This window comes from Stenotrophomonas sp. CASM106, assembly GCF_049384825.1.
GTDB classification, from domain to species: Bacteria; Pseudomonadota; Gammaproteobacteria; order Xanthomonadales; family Xanthomonadaceae; genus Stenotrophomonas; species Stenotrophomonas muris.
The window spans coordinates 191502-208774 of the sequence record NZ_JBMRFS010000001.1; the positions used below are offsets into that span (position 1 = coordinate 191502).

Annotated in this window: 17 protein-coding genes; 4 read left to right on the plus strand and 13 right to left on the minus strand. The window is 67.1% G+C overall.

Translation table 11 applies throughout. The features are described from left to right. Positions 1 to 175: 175 nt before the first annotated feature. Positions 176 to 1357: an efflux RND transporter periplasmic adaptor subunit gene (locus VG556_RS00855; RefSeq protein WP_423179953.1), complete on the plus strand. Its 1182-nt coding sequence runs from the start codon at positions 176 to 178 to the stop codon at positions 1355 to 1357. 2 nt (positions 1358 to 1359) lie between these two features. Beyond that, positions 1360 to 3303, plus strand: a complete 1944-nt coding sequence (locus tag VG556_RS00860; protein ID WP_100450117.1) for a MacB family efflux pump subunit — start codon at positions 1360 to 1362, stop codon at positions 3301 to 3303. Between the two features lie 115 nt (positions 3304 to 3418). Here the strand turns inward: VG556_RS00860 and VG556_RS00865 are convergent, their stop codons facing one another. From VG556_RS00865 to VG556_RS00875, 3 genes are all read right to left on the minus strand, one after another. Next, a complete protein-coding gene (locus tag VG556_RS00865) occupies positions 3419 to 4012 on the minus strand; it encodes a mechanosensitive ion channel domain-containing protein (protein WP_014647275.1) in 594 nt (197 codons plus the stop codon). A 6-nt stretch (positions 4013 to 4018) separates the two neighbouring features. Beyond that, the gene (locus tag VG556_RS00870) at positions 4019 to 4885 is read right to left on the minus strand and encodes a glucose 1-dehydrogenase (RefSeq protein WP_012480369.1); all 867 of its coding nucleotides are present in this window, start codon (positions 4883 to 4885) and stop codon (positions 4019 to 4021) included. A gap of 101 nt (positions 4886 to 4986) precedes the next feature. After that, positions 4987 to 5370 carry a sensory rhodopsin transducer gene (locus VG556_RS00875; RefSeq protein ID WP_014647273.1) on the minus strand — a complete coding sequence of 128 codons (384 nt, stop codon included), beginning with the start codon at positions 5368 to 5370 and terminating at the stop codon, positions 4987 to 4989. A 59-nt stretch (positions 5371 to 5429) separates the two neighbouring features. On the opposite strand from VG556_RS00875, the gene VG556_RS00880 reads away from it, so the two are divergent. Continuing rightward, entirely contained in the window at positions 5430 to 6416 is a 987-nt protein-coding gene (locus VG556_RS00880; protein ID WP_100450116.1) for a TIGR03885 family FMN-dependent LLM class oxidoreductase, read from the plus strand. On the opposite strand, the gene VG556_RS00885 is transcribed toward VG556_RS00880, so the two are convergent. Continuing rightward, complete coding sequence (locus VG556_RS00885; RefSeq protein WP_100450115.1) at positions 6386 to 7972, minus strand: alpha-amylase family glycosyl hydrolase; 1587 nt, start codon at positions 7970 to 7972, stop codon at positions 6386 to 6388. The two genes, VG556_RS00880 and VG556_RS00885, sit on opposite strands and share 31 nt — an antisense overlap. 159 nt (positions 7973 to 8131) lie before the next feature. Here VG556_RS00885 and xth point away from each other — a divergent pair, with 159 nt between their 5' ends. Further along, positions 8132 to 8926, plus strand: coding sequence for an exodeoxyribonuclease III (gene xth / locus VG556_RS00890; RefSeq protein WP_100450114.1), 795 nt, complete (start codon positions 8132 to 8134; stop codon positions 8924 to 8926). Here xth and VG556_RS00895 read toward each other — a convergent pair whose 3' ends face one another. From VG556_RS00895 to VG556_RS00935, 9 genes are all read right to left on the minus strand, one after another. Beyond that, the gene (locus VG556_RS00895) at positions 8927 to 10645 is read right to left on the minus strand and encodes a sensor domain-containing diguanylate cyclase (protein WP_100450113.1); all 1719 of its coding nucleotides are present in this window, start codon (positions 10643 to 10645) and stop codon (positions 8927 to 8929) included. A 119-nt stretch (positions 10646 to 10764) separates the two neighbouring features. Continuing rightward, a complete protein-coding gene (locus VG556_RS00900; protein ID WP_423179954.1) occupies positions 10765 to 10959 on the minus strand; it encodes a hypothetical protein in 195 nt (64 codons plus the stop codon). Continuing rightward, complete coding sequence (locus VG556_RS00905) at positions 10959 to 11594, minus strand: DNA-3-methyladenine glycosylase (RefSeq protein ID WP_100450511.1); 636 nt, start codon at positions 11592 to 11594, stop codon at positions 10959 to 10961. The genes VG556_RS00900 and VG556_RS00905 overlap by 1 nt, the downstream gene beginning before the upstream one ends. Before the next feature lie 72 nt (positions 11595 to 11666). Next, complete coding sequence (locus VG556_RS00910; RefSeq protein ID WP_100450112.1) at positions 11667 to 12626, minus strand: cation diffusion facilitator family transporter; 960 nt, start codon at positions 12624 to 12626, stop codon at positions 11667 to 11669. A gap of 69 nt (positions 12627 to 12695) precedes the next feature. Next, positions 12696 to 13280, minus strand: a complete 585-nt coding sequence (locus VG556_RS00915) for an AprI/Inh family metalloprotease inhibitor (RefSeq protein ID WP_423179955.1) — start codon at positions 13278 to 13280, stop codon at positions 12696 to 12698. Between the two features lie 189 nt (positions 13281 to 13469). Beyond that, on the minus strand, positions 13470 to 13727 hold the full coding sequence (locus tag VG556_RS00920; RefSeq protein ID WP_014647264.1) for a hypothetical protein: 258 nt from the start codon (positions 13725 to 13727) through the stop codon (positions 13470 to 13472). Continuing rightward, complete coding sequence (locus tag VG556_RS00925) at positions 13724 to 15076, minus strand: membrane protein (RefSeq protein ID WP_032956535.1); 1353 nt, start codon at positions 15074 to 15076, stop codon at positions 13724 to 13726. Before VG556_RS00925 ends, VG556_RS00920 begins: the two co-directional genes overlap by 4 nt. 20 nt (positions 15077 to 15096) lie before the next feature. Continuing rightward, complete coding sequence (locus VG556_RS00930) at positions 15097 to 16236, minus strand: SPFH domain-containing protein (protein WP_014647262.1); 1140 nt, start codon at positions 16234 to 16236, stop codon at positions 15097 to 15099. Positions 16237 to 16368: 132 nt separating this feature from the next. Continuing rightward, the gene (locus VG556_RS00935) at positions 16369 to 16632 is read right to left on the minus strand and encodes a CD225/dispanin family protein (protein WP_032956532.1); all 264 of its coding nucleotides are present in this window, start codon (positions 16630 to 16632) and stop codon (positions 16369 to 16371) included. Positions 16633 to 17273 lie beyond the last annotated feature (641 nt).

A 17273-nucleotide genomic window follows, 5' to 3' on the forward strand; every position in this document is an offset into this window, starting at 1 on the left:
TTGTGTCGAGATTGCGTGGAGCCGCGCCATGGATTCAGCGGCCGACGCGGTCCCTGAACGGCGGTCGCGTCTCCATCCAATCTCCACAGCGGCTCCAAGAAACATCCACCTGGGGCTTCCAGACTGCGGCCCTGGCGGTCGCACCGGGCGACTGCACGCACCCCCGGAAGTTTCGATGAACAACCGCAGGACCTGGATCATTGCCGCAACGCTGGCCGTTCTTACCGGCGGCGGTTGCTGGTGGGCGTTTGCCGATGGCGAGGATGCCGCGTTGATCACCGCACCGGCAAGGGTCGCCGGTCTGGAAAAGACCGTGCAGGCGGTCGGCCGGGTCAATCCGAAAGAACTGGTGGCCGTGGGCGCGCAGGTCTCCGGGCAGGTCACGCGCCTGCATGTGGTGCTGGGCCAGCACGTGCAGGCCGGCGACCTGATTGCCGAAGTGGATTCACAACCGCAGCGCATTGCCCTGCGCAGTGCCGAAGCCGCCGCCAACGCGCTGCGTGCGCAACATGCGGCCAGCCAGGCGCGCTACCGCCAGGCCCTTCGCACGTACGATCGCCAATCGCAGCTGGTGGCGTCGCGGCTGGTCTCGCAGGAAGGCTTCGAAGCGGCACGTGTGGCGCGCGATGCGGCGCGCGCGGATGCCGCTGCGTTGCAGGCGCAGATCGATCAGGCGGTGACCCAGGTGGAAACCGCCCGCATCAACCTGGGCTACACCCGTATCGTGTCGCCGTCCGAGGGCTACATCGTGGCCATCGTCACCAAGGCGGGGCAGACGCTGAACTCGATGCAGACCACGCCGACCATCGTGATGCTGGCACAGATGGACACGATGACGGTGCGCGCCGAGATCGCCGAGGCTGACGTGGAACTGATCGCACCCGGCCAACCGTTGTGGTTCTCGACGCTGGGACCGAGCGGGCGCCGCTATGAATCGCACCTGCAGCAGCTTGAGCCAGCGCCGTCGTCGATTGCCGACGCGTCCAGCGGCAACAGCGGCGGATCGGCGCAGACGCCGAAAGCGGTGTACTACGCGGGGCTGTTCGACGTGGCCAATCCGGGCTTGATGCTGAAGCCTTCGATGACGGTGAAAGTGACGATCCAGCTGGCACGCGTGGCCAATGCACTGCAGGTGCCGCTGACCGCCCTGGGCGAGTCCGACGACAAGAACGGCAACGGCGCAACCGTGCGGGTGGTCGATGCGAAAGGCCGCGCCCACGAGCGCGCTGTGACTACCGGCCTGCGCACCGCCACCGCCGTGCAGATCCTCTCTGGCCTGGAAGCGGGCGAGAACGTGGTGGTCGGCCAGGCGCCCAGCGGTGGCGATGCCGAACCCACCAGCCTGCTGGGGATGTGAGCATGGCCGACGCACTGCTGCAATTGAAGGGCGTATCGCGCGCCTATCGCTCGGCCGCCGGCGAGGTGGTGGTGCTGAAGGAGGTCTCGTTGCGCATCGATGCCGGCGAGTTCATCGCCATCATCGGCCCCTCGGGTTCGGGCAAGTCCACGCTGATGAACATCCTGGGCTGCCTGGATCGGCCGACCGAAGGCAGCTACCGCGTGGAGGGGGCTGCGACCGAGCAGATGTCGCCTGACCAGCTGGCGCGCCTGCGCCGCGAGCACTTCGGCTTCATCTTCCAGCGCTACAACCTGATGGAGAACCTCAGTGCCACCGAGAACGTGGCCTTGCCCGCCGTCTATGCCGGGGTGGAGGCCGATGCGCGCACCACGCGTGCCCGCCTGCTGCTGGAAACGCTCGGCCTGGGCGAGCGGACCGCGAACCGGCCCAGCCAGTTGTCCGGCGGCCAGCAGCAGCGCGTCTCCATCGCACGCTCGCTGATGAACGGCGGCGCGATCGTGCTGGCCGATGAGCCGACCGGCGCGCTGGATCATGCCAGTGGCAGGCAGGTGATGGCCGAGCTCAAGCGCCTGCATGCGCAGGGCCATACCGTGATCCTGGTCACCCATGATGCGGCGATTGCTGCCCACGCGTCACGGGTGATCGAGATCGCCGATGGGCGTGTGGTGGCGGATCGCCAGGAGCGAGGCCCTTCGGTGCGGCAGCGTTCGGACGCACCGGCGCGCACATCCACGGCGGCTACCGAGCGGCGCGCCCGCATCGATGCCGTGCGCGAGGCGACGCGCATGGCAGTGCGTTCGATGCTGGCCCATCGCCTGCGCACCCTGCTGACCATGCTCGGCATCATCATCGGCGTGGCCGCGGTGGTGACCGTGGTTGCGCTGGGCAAAGGCGCGCAGGCGCAGGTCGAGGCGCAGATAAACGAGCTGGGCGCCAGCACGCTGGAGATCTTCCCGGGCGCCGATTTCGGTGACCCGCGCTCGGCGGAGATCGAGACGCTGGTGGTAGGCGATGCCGATCACCTGGCCGCCCTGAGTTACGTGGACAGTGTCAGCCCCAACCTCAGCGGTTCGGTAGCAGCACTGCAGGGCGGCCGACGAGCCAATACGCAGGTACTGGGCGCCGGTGCCGATCTGCCGCGCGTGCGCGGGCTGCGCCTGAGGGCCGGCCGGTTCTTCACCGATGCCGAGGTGGAGGCGCATCGGGCAGTGGGCGTGGTCGACCAGAAGGCAGCGAAGGCACTGTTCGCTGGCAACCCTATCGGCAGCACGGTGCTGCTGGGCGGCATGCCGGTCGAGGTGATCGGCGTGGTGGGTGCCAATGCATTCGCCGGTGGGGCCACGCCAACCGTCTACGTTCCCTATACGTCGGCTGCCTCCCGGCTGCTGGGCAGCCAGCGCCTGGAGAGCATCACCGTGCGCGTACGCGACAACGTACCCACCAATGCCGCCGAGGCCTCGCTGGGCGCCGAGCTGGAGCGCCTGCATGGTCGTCGCGATTTCTTCATCTACAACTCGGACCAGATCCGCAAGGCGGTGATGAAATCCAGCCAGACCATGGCGGCGCTGGTTTCGGCGATCGCGGCGGTGGCGCTGGTGGTTGGCGGCGTGGGCGTGATGAACATCATGCTGGTGTCGGTGAAGGAGCGCGTGCGCGAGATCGGCGTGCGGTTGGCAGTGGGGGCCCGGCAGGGCGACATCCTGCGCCAGTTCCTGATCGAGGCCGTGCTGATCTGCCTGTTCGGTGGGGTGCTGGGCGTACTGCTGGCCTTCGCCGTGGGTGCGCTGTCCAGCCTGCTGTCGCTGGGGGTGCCGTTCCTGTTCACGCCAGGGCCGGTGCTCGCCGCGCTGGCATGTTCGTCGGCAATCGGGCTGGGTTTCGGCTACTTCCCGGCCCGCAATGCCGCACAGCTGGACCCGATCCAGGCATTGGCGGCGGAGTAGGGCGCCCGCTGTGGCACCTGTTGAGCCGAGCCCACGCTCGGCTGCGCTCCGTTCGGCCGCGACGCACCCTGCGCTGCGCGCAGCGAGCCGAGCATGGGCTCGGCGCTACAGCTGCTCAGCGCACCTTGCCCTTTATCGGCAGGCTGCCCGGCAGCTGCGAATAGCCGCTGTCACCCCAGTGCCGGGTGATGCGCTGGAAGAACAACGAGTTCGGCACGCGCAGCAGGCAACCGCGCGCGCCTTCGCCACGGTCACTCAGCGTGGTGTAGATCAGGTTGATGTCCACCACCTGGCCGCACAGGCCCGGCTTGTCCACGCTTTCCAGCACTTCGATCGTGTCGTTGATGCGGAACGGGCGCGTAGCCACGATCAGGAACGAACAGAACAGGTTGGACAACACGCTCCATGCTGCGAAGAACGCCACCGCACCGACCGCCATGAACCCGGTCAGCGCGGTCCACAGCACCGAGCGCGAAACGCCAAGTCGCTCCAGTATCAGCAGCGCAGCCGCCAGATACAGCAGCAAAGCACCGCCGCGGCGCAGGCCTACATGAAGCTCTGGAGCCAGCCTGCCGCGCTGCCGGGCCTGCACGAGCAGCCACGCCAGTGCACGCACCATCAGCCAGGCCACCCCGAGAATGACCAGCACCTCGGCCACCGGCACCACCACCAGCAGCCAATCCGCGATCCAGGCAGGCAGTCCGGCCATGGGCGGTCACAGCGTTGCCGCGCCGCCGGAGATGGTCAGCAAGGCACCGGAGGTATAACTGGCGCTGTCCGAAGCCAGCATCACGTAGGCCGAGGCCAGTTCCGCGGGCTGCCCGGGTCGGCCGAACGGCGTCTGCGAGCCGAATTGCTCGACCTCTTCGGCGGCCATGCCTGCCGGAATGAACGGTGTCCAGATCGGGCCGGGCAGCACGGCGTTGACGCGTATCTGGTGCTCGGCCAGCAGGCCCGCCAGCCCCAGCGTCAGGTTGGCGACGGCGCCCTTGGTCGCAGAGTACGGAAGGATGTTCGGGGTCGGTCGCTTCGAATTGACCGATGCGGTGTTGATGATCGCGCCGCCACCGCGCAGGTGTGGCACGCACAACCGCGTCAGATTGAACACGGCATGGACATTGGTATCGAACGTCCGCTTCCAGTCATCCAGGGTGATGTCGTCGAAGTGCTCGTAGTAGCGCTGGTAGGCCGCGTTGTTGACCAGGATGTCGAGACCGTCCAGCTCGCTGGCCACGCGGTCGACGAGCGAGCGCGCCTGCGCCGGGTCGCTGATGTCGCAGGGCACCAGCACGGCCTTGCGCCCGGCCTGTTCGATCTGCTGCTGCACATGGCGGGCGTCGTCCTGCTCGCCATCAAGAAAGGCGATGGCGACGTCGGCACCCTCGCGCGCGAAAGCGATGGCCACCGCTGCGCCGATGCCGCTGTCACCGCCGGTGATCAGTGCCTTCTTGCCCTGCAGCAGGCCATGGCCGCGGTAGCTGTCCTCGCCGTGGTCCGGCCGCGGCTGCATCTGCGCGGTCTTGCCGGGGAAGGATTGCTGCTGCGCCGGGAAGGGCGGACGTGGGTAGTCGGGCAGGGCCATCGTCACTCTCCGAAAGGGAACCTGGCGGCAGTCTCGCTCGGAGCGGGTAAACGGCCGGAGGGCGCGGTGTCGTGGCAGCGTGGACGACTGCGCACGGTGCTTCACAACGGATGGGCGATCGTGGTCATGATGCTGTTGGCCGGCTGCCGTGAATCCAGCCGCGTGTGCTGCACGATGATCGGCTGGTCGGATTCGATGAGGGTGGCGAAGCCGGTGCCGCGTGGTACCGGCGCCGGATCCTGCAGGTCGTTGAAGCGCAGGTGGCAGGTGCGTCGTGCTGGCACGGTGATCCGGTAGGGACCGACAGGATCGCGGTCCTCGAAGTAGAGGGTCAGCGTGACATGCGCGTCCTCGTTGCCCGCATTGAGGACGCAGCAGGTCTCGTGACTCTGCATCTCCGGCGACGGGCCGTTGCTCCAGGCTGGAATGTAGCCTTCGGCGATAGCCCAGCGTCGATGCCCGATGCAGGAAGTGTTCGTTTCCATGACGCCGTTTTAGCTGGAGGGGTGTTGCCATCGTGTCCAGTCCCCGCACGGAATCCGTGATGACCATCGGCTACCACGCATCGCATGAGCAGTTCCCGCCCGCCACCTTGCTGGGCCTGGCGCTGCGCGCCGAACAGGCGGGATTCGAGGCTTTGATGTGCTCGGACCATTTCCACCCGTGGACGACCGCGCAAGGGCAGTCCGGCCACAGCTGGGTATGGGCCGGCGCGCTGGCGGTGCAGAGCGCATTGACCCTAGGCATGGTGACCTGCCCGATGCTGCGCCAGCACCCGGCATTGGTGGCACAGGCAGCGGCGACGCTGGAGCAGTTGGCGCCGGGCCGGATCTGGCTGGCGCTGGGTACCGGCGAGGCCCTGAACGAGCGCATCACCGGCCAGCCGTGGCCAGCCAAGCGCGAGCGGCAGAAGGCATTACGCGATGCGGCCGAGGTGATGCGGCGGCTGTGGGGCGGCGAGCAGGTCGACCACGACGGTGGCTTCCGGGTGCGCCAGGCACGGCTCTACAGTCGCGCGGCGCTTCCCCTGCCGCTGCTGGGTGCGGCCGTCACCGAGGAAACCGCACGCTGGATGGGGGGCTGGGCCGATGGCCTGATCACCATCAGCCAGCCATTGGCGCAGTTGCGGCGTGTGGTGGCGGCGTTCGAGGACGGCGGCGGCAGGGGCAAGCCGATGTACCTGCAGGCCAAGCTCTCCTACGCGCGCGCCGAACAGGCGGCGCTGGAAGGCGCGATGGAGCAGTGGAGCGCCAACGTGCTGCCGCCGGAACTGGCCGAAGGCCTGGACCAGCCCGAACAGTTCGAAGCACAGGCCCGATCGGTCAGCGCCGAGGTGGTGCGCGAGCACGTGCATGTCTCGGCAGACCTGGGCCAGCATCGGGCCTGGCTGCAGGAGCTGCAGTCCCTGGGGTTCGATCGCATCTACCTGCACAACGTGAACCGCGAGCAGGAACGCTTCATCGACGACTTCGCCGAACACGTACTGCCTGCGCTGCGCACTCAGGCACCCTCGGCAGCCAGCCACGTATAGCCATGGCCCTGCAGGTAGCAGCGGCGACCCTGCAGTTTGGCGCCGTGGCCCACCAGCGTGTGCAGCGGGCCGTGCAGGGGTACGTCCACCTCAACCGGGTTGTCGCCGAAGTTGATCAGTGCCAGTGCCTGATGGGGTGCCTCACCGAAGCGGAGCATCAGCAGCGCGGGTGAGGGTGGGTCGAGCGTGTGTGGCCCCTGCTGCAGCACGGGATGGGCATTGCGTTGCTGCAGCAGCTCGCGCACCCGCAGCAGCAGTGAGTCCGGCATCGCACGTTGCGCCTCGACATTCACCGTGCGGTAACCGTAGGGGCCGTCCGACGGTGGCGCGCGCCAGGCATGCCGCGGTTCGTCGGTGAACCCAGCCCCTGGGCCGTTATGCCAGTGCATCGGCATGCGCACGGCATTGCGTTCGGGCAGTTCTAGGCAATCACCGAGGCCGATCTCTTCGCCATAGCGGATCACCGGCACCTGGCCCAGCGACAGCAGCGCCGCCCAGGCCATGGCCTGCCATGCGATGTCGCCGTCCAGCATCGGTGCCAGCCGGCGGCGGATGCCACGGCCATAGATGCGCATGCCACGCTCAGGAGCGAAGCGTTCCATCACCGCTTCGCGCTCATCCGGCTCCAGCTGCTCCAGGTCCAGTTCATCATTGTTGCGCAGCCAGGCAATGCGTGTGTCCGGCGGCGCGTGCGGGCCGTACTCGGCCATGACCCGCGCCACTTCGCTGGCATCGCCGCGTGCCAGTGCCAGGAAGAAATGATTGTTGAGGTGGAAATCCAGCAGGTGCGAAAGCCGCCGCCCGTGGCACAGGAAGTCACCGTAGTGGGACGCGCGGACATCCGCTTCGCCGATCAACGGCAGCCCTGGCTGCTGTGCGTCTGCCGTCGCGCGCATCGCCTCCAGCAGCCACAGCCCGTCGTCGCGCGGGTCCGCGTGGCGGGCGCGCTCGACCATGTACGGGACCGCGTCGACGCGGAAGCCGGCCACGCCGCGCTGCAGCCAGAACGTCATTACCCGCAGCAGTTCCTCGCGTACCGGCGCATGCGCCAGGTCGAGGTCTGGCTCGTGCCGGTAGAACATGTGCCGGTTGAACTCGCCGGCCGTGGCATCCCATGTCCAGACAGCGGCCTCGATCGGCGGGAACATCGGCTGCAGGCCGTCGTCAGGCATGTGGTCGCTCCACAGGTACCAGCGGCGCCAAGCCGGGTCGCCCTGCTGTGCGGCGACGAACCACGGGTGCGCGCTGGCGGTGTGCTGCATCACCAGTTCGACGATGATGCCGATGCCGCGCGCGTCGGCGGCATCGACCAGGCGCTGGAAGGCGGCCTGGTCGCCCAGGCGTGGATCGATGCGGTAGTGATCGGTGACATCGTAGCCGCCATCACGGCCGGCGTTGCAGTAGAACGGCAGCAGCCAGACATGGCTGATGCCAAGCCACTGCAGGTAGTCCAGCTTTTCCGTGATGCCATCCAGCGTGCCCCAGCCGCGGCCGTCGCTGTCGCGGAACAGGTAGGGGTCGATCTGGTAGATGGCGCGCAGCGGACGCACCGCCATGGGCTTCTCCGGCACTGTTCACGGGTGACCAGCCTGCTGTCGCGCGTGGCAGCGGTTCGTGAAACGAATGGCACCGCATCATGACGTGGCATCCACGGCCCGTGCATGCCCGGGCGCGCAGAGTGAATGCTCATTTCCGGCACCGAGGAGGCTTCCTGCATGGCCCGACGCAAGACGCTTCGTATTGCCACGTTCAACGTCAACGGCATCGGCACGCGCCTGCCAAAGCTGTTGGACTGGCTGCACAGGGAATCGCCCGACGTGGTTGCCCTGCAGGAACTGAAGGCGACCGACGCCGCGTTTCCGGCCGCGTCATTGGAGGAGGCTGGGTACGGTGCGCTCTGGCAAGGTGAGGCGCGCTGGAACGGCGTGGCGTTGCTGGCCCGGGGGACCACGCCGGTCGAGAGCCGCCGCCGATTGCCCGGCGAGCCCAGCGACACGCAGAGCCGCTACCTGGAGGCGGCGGTGCACGGGGTCATCGTGGGTGCCCTCTACCTGCCCAACGGAAACCCGCAGCCCGGGCCCAGGTTCGACTACAAGCTGCGCTGGATGGAGCGCTTGATCCGGCATGCGCGCAGCCTGGTCGAACTGCCGCACCCGGCGCTACTGCTGGGTGATTTCAACGTGATTCCCACCGAAGCCGACGTCTACGACCCCAAGGCCTGGCGCCGCGACGCGCTGTTCCAGCCCGAGGTTCGCGATGCCTTCGAGCGGCTGCTCGCGCAGGGCTGGACCGATGCGCTGCGAAAGGTGCACGGCGACGCCACGATCTACACCTTCTGGGACTATTTCCGCCAACATGCCGAGCGCGACCGTGGGCTGCGCATCGATCATCTGCTGTTGAATCCGGTACTGGCGGAGCGACTGAAGGACGCTGGCGTCGACCGTTGGGTGCGTCTGCAGGAAAAGGCCAGCGACCACGCGCCGACGTGGGTGACGGTGCGGGCGGCGTGATCAACGCACGGCAGGGCCTTCGCGCCGCTCGCGGCGCACGCGCGCGCGGGTCCGGTAGAGGCGGCTGTCCGCCTTCTGGATGGTGTCGGCCACGGGCTCACCGGCCGTGTTGATGGCTGCACCCATCGAGAAAGCGCTGGGCGACAGCGCAGCGTGGTCCTGGTACCAGTGCTCCAGTTCGCTCAACCGGCCATCCGCGGGCGCGACCAGTACCACCATGAATTCGTCGCCGCCCAGCCGCACCACCGTCTCCTCCTTGCCCAGCGGCGAGCGCAGGAAGGTGGCGAACTCGACCAGGACGGCGTCGCCGCGGCGGTGGCCCTGGGTGTCGTTGATGTGCTTGAAGTGGTCCAGATCGAACATCACGCAGGCCCAGCGCTCATCAATCAGTTCATCCAGCCGGTGCAGGTAACGCCGGTTGTAGCACTGCGTGAGCGGATCCTTGAAGGACATTTCGCGCAGCTGCTGCTCCTGCATCCTCAGCGCGGTGACGTCCTGTGCATGCCCCAGCACGTAGGGCGGGCTGGCCTCGCTGTCGAGCACGTTGTGGTACGCCCAGTAGTGGCGCGTACCGTCGGCGGCGATCAGCTCGATCACGCCAGCGTCGGTGTGGTTTGCCTGGATCCGAGCGAGGTAGGCCTTGAAGCCCTCGCGTTTTTCCGGTGGCATCAGGTCGCACAGGCTGCGCCCGACCATCTGGCTTTCCTCAAAGCCCAGCGACTGCACCGCCGCGGGATTCACCGAGGTCAATGTCCCGTCCAGCGTGTGGGTGCAGATCAGGCCCAGGCTGTAGTGGAACAGTCGCCGGTAGCGGGTCTCGCTCGCTTCCAGCGCGTCGAGCGCGGCTCGCTCGTCCGTGATGTCCTGGATCGCCCCGACCAGACGCGGATGGCCGTCGACCTGTTGCCGGCTGCCGACCACCCGGGTCCAGATCGCGCGCCCGTCGGCGGTGGTCATTGGCAGCTGCACCTCCCAGGACGTGCCTTCGTCGATGCAACGCTGCACTGCCGCGCGGATGATGTTGCGGCTGTCTTCGCGATAGAAGGACAGCGCGGTGTCGAGCGTCGGTTCAAAGTTGCTGCGCACGCCGTGCAGCTGCTTGGTCTCGCGGGTCCAGCGCACTTCGTTGGTGACCAGGTCCATCTCCCAGCCGCCCACCCGGGCGGCGCGGTTGGTCCGCTCCAGGAAGTCTTCGCTGCGTTTCAGCTCGCGATGCAGCGCTTTCGCCTGGCCAACCTGCGCCATCAGGGTACTGCGCTGTTCCAGCACCTGGGTGGTGACCCGCGCCAGATGCACCATCAGTTCGCGCTGGGAGGGGGACAGCACGCCGGGCATCGGGTCGAGCAGGCACAGCGTGCCAATGCGTGCACCATGGGCCGAGCCCAGCGGGATGCCGGCGTAATGCCGGATGCGCGGCCCGGCGGTCACCAGGGGATTGGTCGAGAAGCGAGGGTCCTGGCGCGCGTCGGGTATCTCGAACAGCTCGTCGTGGCGGATCGCATGCGTGCAGAAGGAGATCTCGCGGGCCGTTTCGGTGACGCCCTCCAGCCCGATATTGGCCTTGAACCACTGCCGGTCTTCGGCCACCACGGTGATCAGTCCCATGGTCATGCCGGTCGCGGCGCGGGCGGCGGCGACGATGGCATCGAACACCGGCTCGGGGGGCGTATCCAGCAGGTGCAGTCGTTCGATTTCGAGCAGACGTTCGGCTTCGTCCATGGCGCTTTTCAGGGCTGGGTGGCGAGGGCGGTTGCGGCGGCTGGCTGGCGCTACGCTAGTGCGCACGGCGTTATGTATCGCCATGGCGGAGTGATGCCGATGTGAGGTGCCGCGCCCGCTCAGTATTGCTGGAGCGATGCCTGCAGGGCGGTGGCCAGTGCGGCATCGCCGGATACCAGGTCCTGCCAGCGTAGCGTGATGCCCTTGCGTCGCCCCTTTTCGACCAGCTTGAGGCCTTCAGGGTCCACGGTGAGGGTATGGGGCCGGCCATCGATGTCCAGTTCGCGTCGCAGTGGTTTGTCGAGCGGGGTCATCATCGTTTCCTCGCAGGGGCGGCAGTACGACGTGGCTGAATCGATACGTGACGATTGTCACGGATGTGCCAGCGCCAAGGGAAATCGACCGCGCGGGTGATGCCGATGCGTGGACCAATTACCGGGTCGGACGGAGGTGGGGTCCCATCGCTTGCGATCACGATGCCATGGCTGCCAGTCACCAGGTCGGCGCCGTCGAAACTGCGGTCCAGCCCGAATGCCTGCGAGAGCTTGCCGGGGCCGCTGGCCAGATCGTGATCCCGGCGCGCGGCGGGGCGCAGCTCGTGCATGCGCTCAAGGCCCGCCAATGGCTCGACAGCCCGCAGCAGCACCGCCACGCCTTCACCGACCTCTCCGCAGACCACGTTGCTGCCCCAGTGCATGCCGTAGGTGAAGTAGACATACAGGTGGCCGGCCTCACCGAACATGCTGGCCGTGCGCGGCGTCTGCCCGCGATAGGAGTGCGCCGCCGGATCGACGCTGCCCGCGTACGCTTCGACTTCAACGATGCGACCCGTTCGGCCATCGTCACGGACCAGAAGTTTGTTGAGCAGCTCGGGCGCAACCTCGACGGGCGGGCGCCGGTAGAAGCTGCGCGGGAGGATCTGAAGAGAGGCGGGCAACCAATCCGGCACGGTAGAGGCAGGCTCGGGCAGATGTTGGTGGCACTGTGGCATTGGACTGGTGAAACGGGCGCAGACGCAGCGTCATTCCGGCGCGGACGGTGCCGCCAGCGTGGCGCGCCGGGCGGCGTAGACCTCCGGCGTCTGCGGCTTGATGAACAGTGCCACCAGCTCCGGATACTCGCGCTTTACCGCCGTTTCGATGCGGGTGATGCAGGCTTCAATCTGTGGGGTCTGCCGATCGTCCTCGAACTCGGCGCTGAGCATGGCCACGACCTGTTCCGGTCCCATCTGCATGGTGGTCACGCCGTTCGCGCGACGCAGGTCCGGATCGGTTTCGGCCACCGCCATGATCCGCTCGGCCACCGCAGGGTGGGCAGGCTCTCCAACCAGCAGGCCCTTGGTTTCACGGGCCAGGAGGAAGGCGGTTGCGGCCAGCACGCCGGCGATGCACAGCGACGCCACGCCATCAAGCACCGGCATATCCAGCACCTGCGCGGCCACCAGGCCGATCAACGCGAAGCCCAGCCCGAGCAACGCAGCGCTGTCTTCCAGCAGTACGGTGAAGGTGGACGGATCCTTGCTGCGGCGGAAGGCTTCGAAGTAGCCCAGTCTGCCTTTGGTACGCCGGAACTCGCGCAGCGCCACCCACCAGGAGGCCCCCTCGAACAGGATGGAAATGCCCAGCACGCTGTAGCTCAACGCGTGGTTGGTGGCCGGCTCCGGCCGGCGGATGTGCTGGATGCCCTCGTACGCCGAGACGCCGGCGCCAGCGGCGAACACCAGCAGGGCGACGATGAAGCTCCAGAAGTACAGCTCGCGGCCATAGCCGAATGGATGTACCGGGTCTGGCGCCTTGCCGGCCCGGCGCAGCCCGTACAGCAGCAGGAGTTCATTCAATGTGTCGACCAGCGAATGCACGCCCTCGCTGAGCATGGCCGAGCTGCCGGAGATGCCGGCAGCGATGAACTTTGCGATGGCAATGGCCAGGTTGCCCGCGAGGGCGGCATAGATGACCAGACGGGAACCGGTGGGAGCGGACATTTCGGCGGCGGGGCGGGGCGGACGCCTGATCTTCCCGATCAGCGCGTGCCCATTGCGTGCACGGCGCGATCAGTGCCCCTTGGGATTGAGGTACAAACGCGCCCCATCCGATTCACGGTAGCCCGTCCAGCGCCCACCGCCTGACGCGCGGAAGCGCCCGAACACGGTGTTGCTGGTGTCGGTGAGCAGCAGCTGGTTGCCCGACAGTACCCAACGGTTGGCCGAGAAGAAGCCATCCGGGCAGCCGGCGGGCACGTAGGCACTGTAGCCGCCGAACCACTCGATGTTCTTCAGCTCGATGGAGCAGGTGTTGCCGTTCTCCTGGCCCAGCGTCCAGCTGCCGAACAGATCGCTGTCGCGCACATCGCGGCCGCCACGGTGGCGGTCGTGGCCCCAGTCGTCGTTGTCGTCGTGCAAACCGAAGCCCACGTCGATCTCTTTGCTTTCGCTGCGTGACCCGGACTGCGAGCTCCCGCTGGTGGTGGTCTGGGCGGTCACCGCGCCACTGCTCTGGGTCCGGGTGCTGCTGGATTGCGTGGTCTGGTCGGTGTGGGTGGTCTGTTCGCCGAAGCCGAACGAGGCGTCCTGGGCCAGGGCGGGCAGGGCCAGGCAGCACAACGCGGACAGGCAGGTACGGGCGAGCACGGCAGCCATTGCAGCATCCTCGGAAGGGTGGACCGCGCGAGTATCGAACCGGTGGGGCGGGAGACGGTGTGAGGGTGTGCGCGGCGGCAGCCCAGCGAAGGGTAGTGCCGGCCGCTGGCCGGCTCCCACTTGGCACCCAGGAACCGAAGGAATGCCGGCCAGCGGCCGGCACTACCCGCAGCCAGGCAGGGCCTGGCGCTACGGGTCGGGCTTTACCCGCACCACCCGTTTCCGGTACTCATACACATTGTCACCGCGGATACGCTTTTCCTCGGTGCCGGTAACCCGGCCTACCTGCTGGTCCGAGCCGGTGACCGGCTTGGCCTCGATGGCGGTCTCGTGCTCGAAGGAGTGCGATTTGTCGGTGTTGCGGTAATAGCGGTACAGCGCCCAGTACAGCGCGGTTGCGCCGGCCGGACCTGCCGCCAACAGCCAGAGGCCACTGTCGTCGCTCATGTCGATGCCACCAGGAAGGCAATTGCGAGGGCTTCAATGACGGTGCCGGTGGCCAGTGCCGCCAGCAGCATCTTCCATTGCTGCACGGGCACGCTGCCCATGGTTTCGCCGGTACGGCCGTTCACCGCGATGTAGTGCAGCATGCCGCCGTTCTTGCCGGGCTGGTGGTAGGAGTACAACCACACCGGCAGGTACATCGACACCCAGCGGGTGCCATGCACCTCCAGCTGCTCCTGTTCCCAGCGCACGCCACGGTTGTAGCGCTTCACCGAACCTTCCACCTGTGCGCGGGCGATCGACAGCAGCTGGTCTTCCAGCCGCGGCCGCAGCTTTTCCACATCCAGGTTGCGCTTTTCGGAGGTGAAGCCGGCCAGGTACGAGGCGTTCCATTTCACCGCGTTCTTGGTGTCGAACGGCAGGATGGTGTTGATGATGTTGTTCGTATTGGCGCGGGTATCGAGATTCCCGCGCTCGGCCGAGGATTCCAGTGGCAGGTCATCGACCGTGAAGTCGACCTGTCGCTCGACCTGGTAGACGTCTGCGTCGTACAGGGTGCGCTTGTTCTTCTCGCTGCCCACGGTGTACTGCCGGGTCTGGATCTCACCCTTGCCGGCCACGGCCGCGCTGACATTGCTGTCGACGATCATGTAGGGCAGGAACACGCCCACCACGTTTTCCGGGGTGAACTGGTCCTTGAATGCCTTCAGCGCGAACATGCGGCGCTTGTCGACGAACTGGCGGATGCGCGCGACCGCATCGTCCTTCCTGATATGGAAGGGCAGCACTGCATCGGGCACCGCGCCGTTGGCGATCTGCTCGTTGACGCCGAACACATGGCGGCACCAGTGGCAGCGCGCCGTCATCGTACTCTCGGTATTGACCGTGACTTCAGCACCGCACCCGGTGCATTTGAACGTCATCAGTGCCGAGGTGTCGGCGTCGATGTCACGTGCGCCAGAGGCAATGACCGTACCGCGCAGCTGGTCGATGGCCTCGCCCAGGCCGAACTCTTCCTCGACGCGTGCGCCATGCCATTCGTGACGGCAGTACAGGCAGACCAGGATGTCGGTGCCGGCCTTGGGCCGGATGTCGGTGGCACCGCACTTCGGGCAGCGGTTGAGGCCGTCCTTCAGCTCGCTGGCCGACGTATCGATGGCCACCGGGTCGGGCGCTTCCACTTCATCACGGATGGCCTGTGGCAGTTTCGAGGTGTCCAGCGGGAAGCTGCCGGGCAGGGGAGGGACGTCCTGCGGCGAACCGGGCCCATCCAACGACGCCGCCGGCAAGGGCGGCGGCGTCGCGGGCGCGGATCCGGGCAGCGGCGGCGGGCCGTTTCGGGGATCGGACATGTTCGTTGTGCGTCCTGCTGTTACAGGCCCAGTGCCTTGGCCTTCAGGGCGTCATAGTCGCCCTGGGTGATCAGGCCCAGATCCAGCATTTCCTTGGCCTTCTTCAGCTTGGCCACCGGGTCGTCGGCAGCCGGGGCGACCGGCTGCTGCATGCCGCCGACACCGAACATGCCCGAGGCCATGCCGACACCGACCAGGCCAGCCGCTCCGCCGTTCTCGCCGGCCGACTGGATGCCCTGGGCGACGCTGGCCTGCAGGTTGGAATTGCCGCGCGAACCCGACAGGGCATCGGCGCGCTGCACGGTCTTCAGCAGTTCGCGGGTGTTGGCGTCGTACTCGATCGAGACGATGGCGGTCTTGACGATGGCCAGACCGCGGTCGGACTTCCACTGGTAGCCCTGCTCGACGGCGGCAGACAGGCTCTGTGCAAAGCCCAGCGAATCCTGCTGCAGCTTGGTGATGCGGTTGCCCTTGCCCGGGTCGTTCGTGTACAGGCTGAAGGCCGGGGCCAGCGAACCGACCACTTCATTGAACAGTTGGCTGGCGGCGGCGTTGTCCAGGTCGGTGAAGTCGAACACCTGGCCAGGTTGCAGGTAGCTGGCCGGCACGAAGTTCTTCACGAACAGGATCGGGTCGACGATCTTGAGCGTGTAGGAGCCGCGCGTGACCGCACCCACCTGGGTGTTGAGGAAGCCGTCGTCCCAGTAGATTTCCGACTGGGTACCGAAGCGGTTGTCCGGCAGTTCCTTCAGCGACACGAAATACGCCGCCTGCTGCGAACCCGGCTGGCCGCCGAACTTGAAGCGCTCCCAGCTCTGCTTGATGAAGGTGCTGACCAGGCCGTCGCCGGCGAAGATCGACTGCGAGTTCAGATCATCCGAACGCCACTCGTAGCCACCCGGTTCGGCGACGAACGCGGTGATCGCGCCGTCCTGGAACAGCAGCAGGCCGTAGCCCTCCGGCACGATGATCTTCGAGCCGTTGGTGATGATGTTGGACGAGCCGCTGGTATTGGAGCCGCGGCCGGCATTGGTGCCGCGCGGTACCGCCGCGAACAGGGCCGCCGTCGAGGGCAGGCCCGTGGGCACGGTGTAGAAGTCCTTCCACTGGTCGGCCAGCACACCACCCACCGCACCCTTCACCGCCTGTACCAGACCCATGTCCAACTCCCTGTGATTCGAGGGCAGGCACCATGCCTGCCGAGCTGGACTGACTATAGAGGAGCGGGATGGGCCGCCGCCACCGCCGCGCGCGCCTGCCATTCATCATGGCGCGACGGCGACGGCAGGCTTTCAGGCCATGCCGCGCGCGATCAGGGCATAGCCGATCATCAGTGCCAGGCACAGTGGCAGGGTGACGAAGGAGGCGATCATCCAGCGCAGCGCCTTGCGCGAAGCCTCGGTGGCCGCGCCGATCTGGCCGCTGGCGACCAATGACGTGCTGCGGTTGGCGTAGACGGTGGCGACGATGCCGAACGGCCAGAAGCCGGCGATGATGCTCAGGATGGCCCACATCAGGTAGTTCCTGGGGGGCACGGGTGGCGGGGTGCGGTCCATGCGGTCGATCTCCTTGATCGTGCTGCGGTCGGGAGCGCGAGTATGCCGACAGGCCAGGTGCAGCGGAAGGCATGCCACCCGTGCGTGGTGCGCAATCTTCTGCTGGTCGATGGGTCATTGATCGGGGGCGGCGCCGCGGCAGGCAGGCGCGGTGGCCTGCGGGCCTGGGCGAGCAGGCGGTGCAGCCGTCACGGCGGCGCAATACGTGCCCGTCCCTGGTTCGCTCACACGCGTTGATCATCAGCGTGGATGGAATCCCGGCGCCTTGCCTTCACCTGCTTTGCAGTGCGCCGCGCACGGAAACGCGGGCGACAAATATCCGGCGCGGATATTCACGTCATTATCATGCTTATTTTCTGGAAACTCGTTTCCCATAATCCAGGGACGCGATGGCCGGAACACAGGGAGCGCCGCGTCACAGGCAGTGCCGCCCTGTGGCGCACGACCCCGGCCTGGACGACGTCCGCCTTGCCGACCTCCAGCAGCGATGGCAGTTCCCGGCACTGCGGGAGCGGGCAGCGTGCACGGCACCAGCGGTGCGACCAGCGGGTACGGCATGCGGCGTGGACGTCGCAGCATCCCGCGATGATGCCGGAGGGCCTGCATCGCGAGATCGCCCGTTGCAGATGCATCGGGTCGCC

What these genes read in the sequence shown, in the direction of transcription:
- VG556_RS00875 (WP_014647273.1), bottom strand. Translation starts at nt 5,370, where the DNA reads ATGGAAACGAACACTTCCTGCATCGGGCATCGACGCTGGGCTATCGCC.
- VG556_RS00860 (WP_100450117.1), top strand. Translation starts at nt 1,360, where the DNA reads ATGGCCGACGCACTGCTGCAATTGAAGGGCGTATCGCGCGCCTATCGC.
- VG556_RS00935 (WP_032956532.1), bottom strand. Translation starts at nt 16,632, where the DNA reads ATGGACCGCACCCCGCCACCCGTGCCCCCCAGGAACTACCTGATGTGG.
- VG556_RS00855 (WP_423179953.1), top strand. Translation starts at nt 176, where the DNA reads ATGAACAACCGCAGGACCTGGATCATTGCCGCAACGCTGGCCGTTCTT.
- VG556_RS00900 (WP_423179954.1), bottom strand. Translation starts at nt 10,959, where the DNA reads ATGACCCCGCTCGACAAACCACTGCGACGCGAACTGGACATCGATGGC.
- VG556_RS00910 (WP_100450112.1), bottom strand. Translation starts at nt 12,626, where the DNA reads ATGTCCGCTCCCACCGGTTCCCGTCTGGTCATCTATGCCGCCCTCGCG.
- VG556_RS00930 (WP_014647262.1), bottom strand. Translation starts at nt 16,236, where the DNA reads ATGGGTCTGGTACAGGCGGTGAAGGGTGCGGTGGGTGGTGTGCTGGCC.
- xth (WP_100450114.1), top strand. Translation starts at nt 8,132, where the DNA reads ATGGCCCGACGCAAGACGCTTCGTATTGCCACGTTCAACGTCAACGGC.
- VG556_RS00895 (WP_100450113.1), bottom strand. Translation starts at nt 10,645, where the DNA reads ATGGACGAAGCCGAACGTCTGCTCGAAATCGAACGACTGCACCTGCTG.
- VG556_RS00925 (WP_032956535.1), bottom strand. Translation starts at nt 15,076, where the DNA reads ATGTCCGATCCCCGAAACGGCCCGCCGCCGCTGCCCGGATCCGCGCCC.
- VG556_RS00870 (WP_012480369.1), bottom strand. Translation starts at nt 4,885, where the DNA reads ATGGCCCTGCCCGACTACCCACGTCCGCCCTTCCCGGCGCAGCAGCAA.
- VG556_RS00920 (WP_014647264.1), bottom strand. Translation starts at nt 13,727, where the DNA reads ATGAGCGACGACAGTGGCCTCTGGCTGTTGGCGGCAGGTCCGGCCGGC.
- VG556_RS00880 (WP_100450116.1), top strand. Translation starts at nt 5,430, where the DNA reads ATGACCATCGGCTACCACGCATCGCATGAGCAGTTCCCGCCCGCCACC.
- VG556_RS00915 (WP_423179955.1), bottom strand. Translation starts at nt 13,280, where the DNA reads ATGGCTGCCGTGCTCGCCCGTACCTGCCTGTCCGCGTTGTGCTGCCTG.
- VG556_RS00865 (WP_014647275.1), bottom strand. Translation starts at nt 4,012, where the DNA reads ATGGCCGGACTGCCTGCCTGGATCGCGGATTGGCTGCTGGTGGTGGTG.
- VG556_RS00885 (WP_100450115.1), bottom strand. Translation starts at nt 7,972, where the DNA reads ATGGCGGTGCGTCCGCTGCGCGCCATCTACCAGATCGACCCCTACCTG.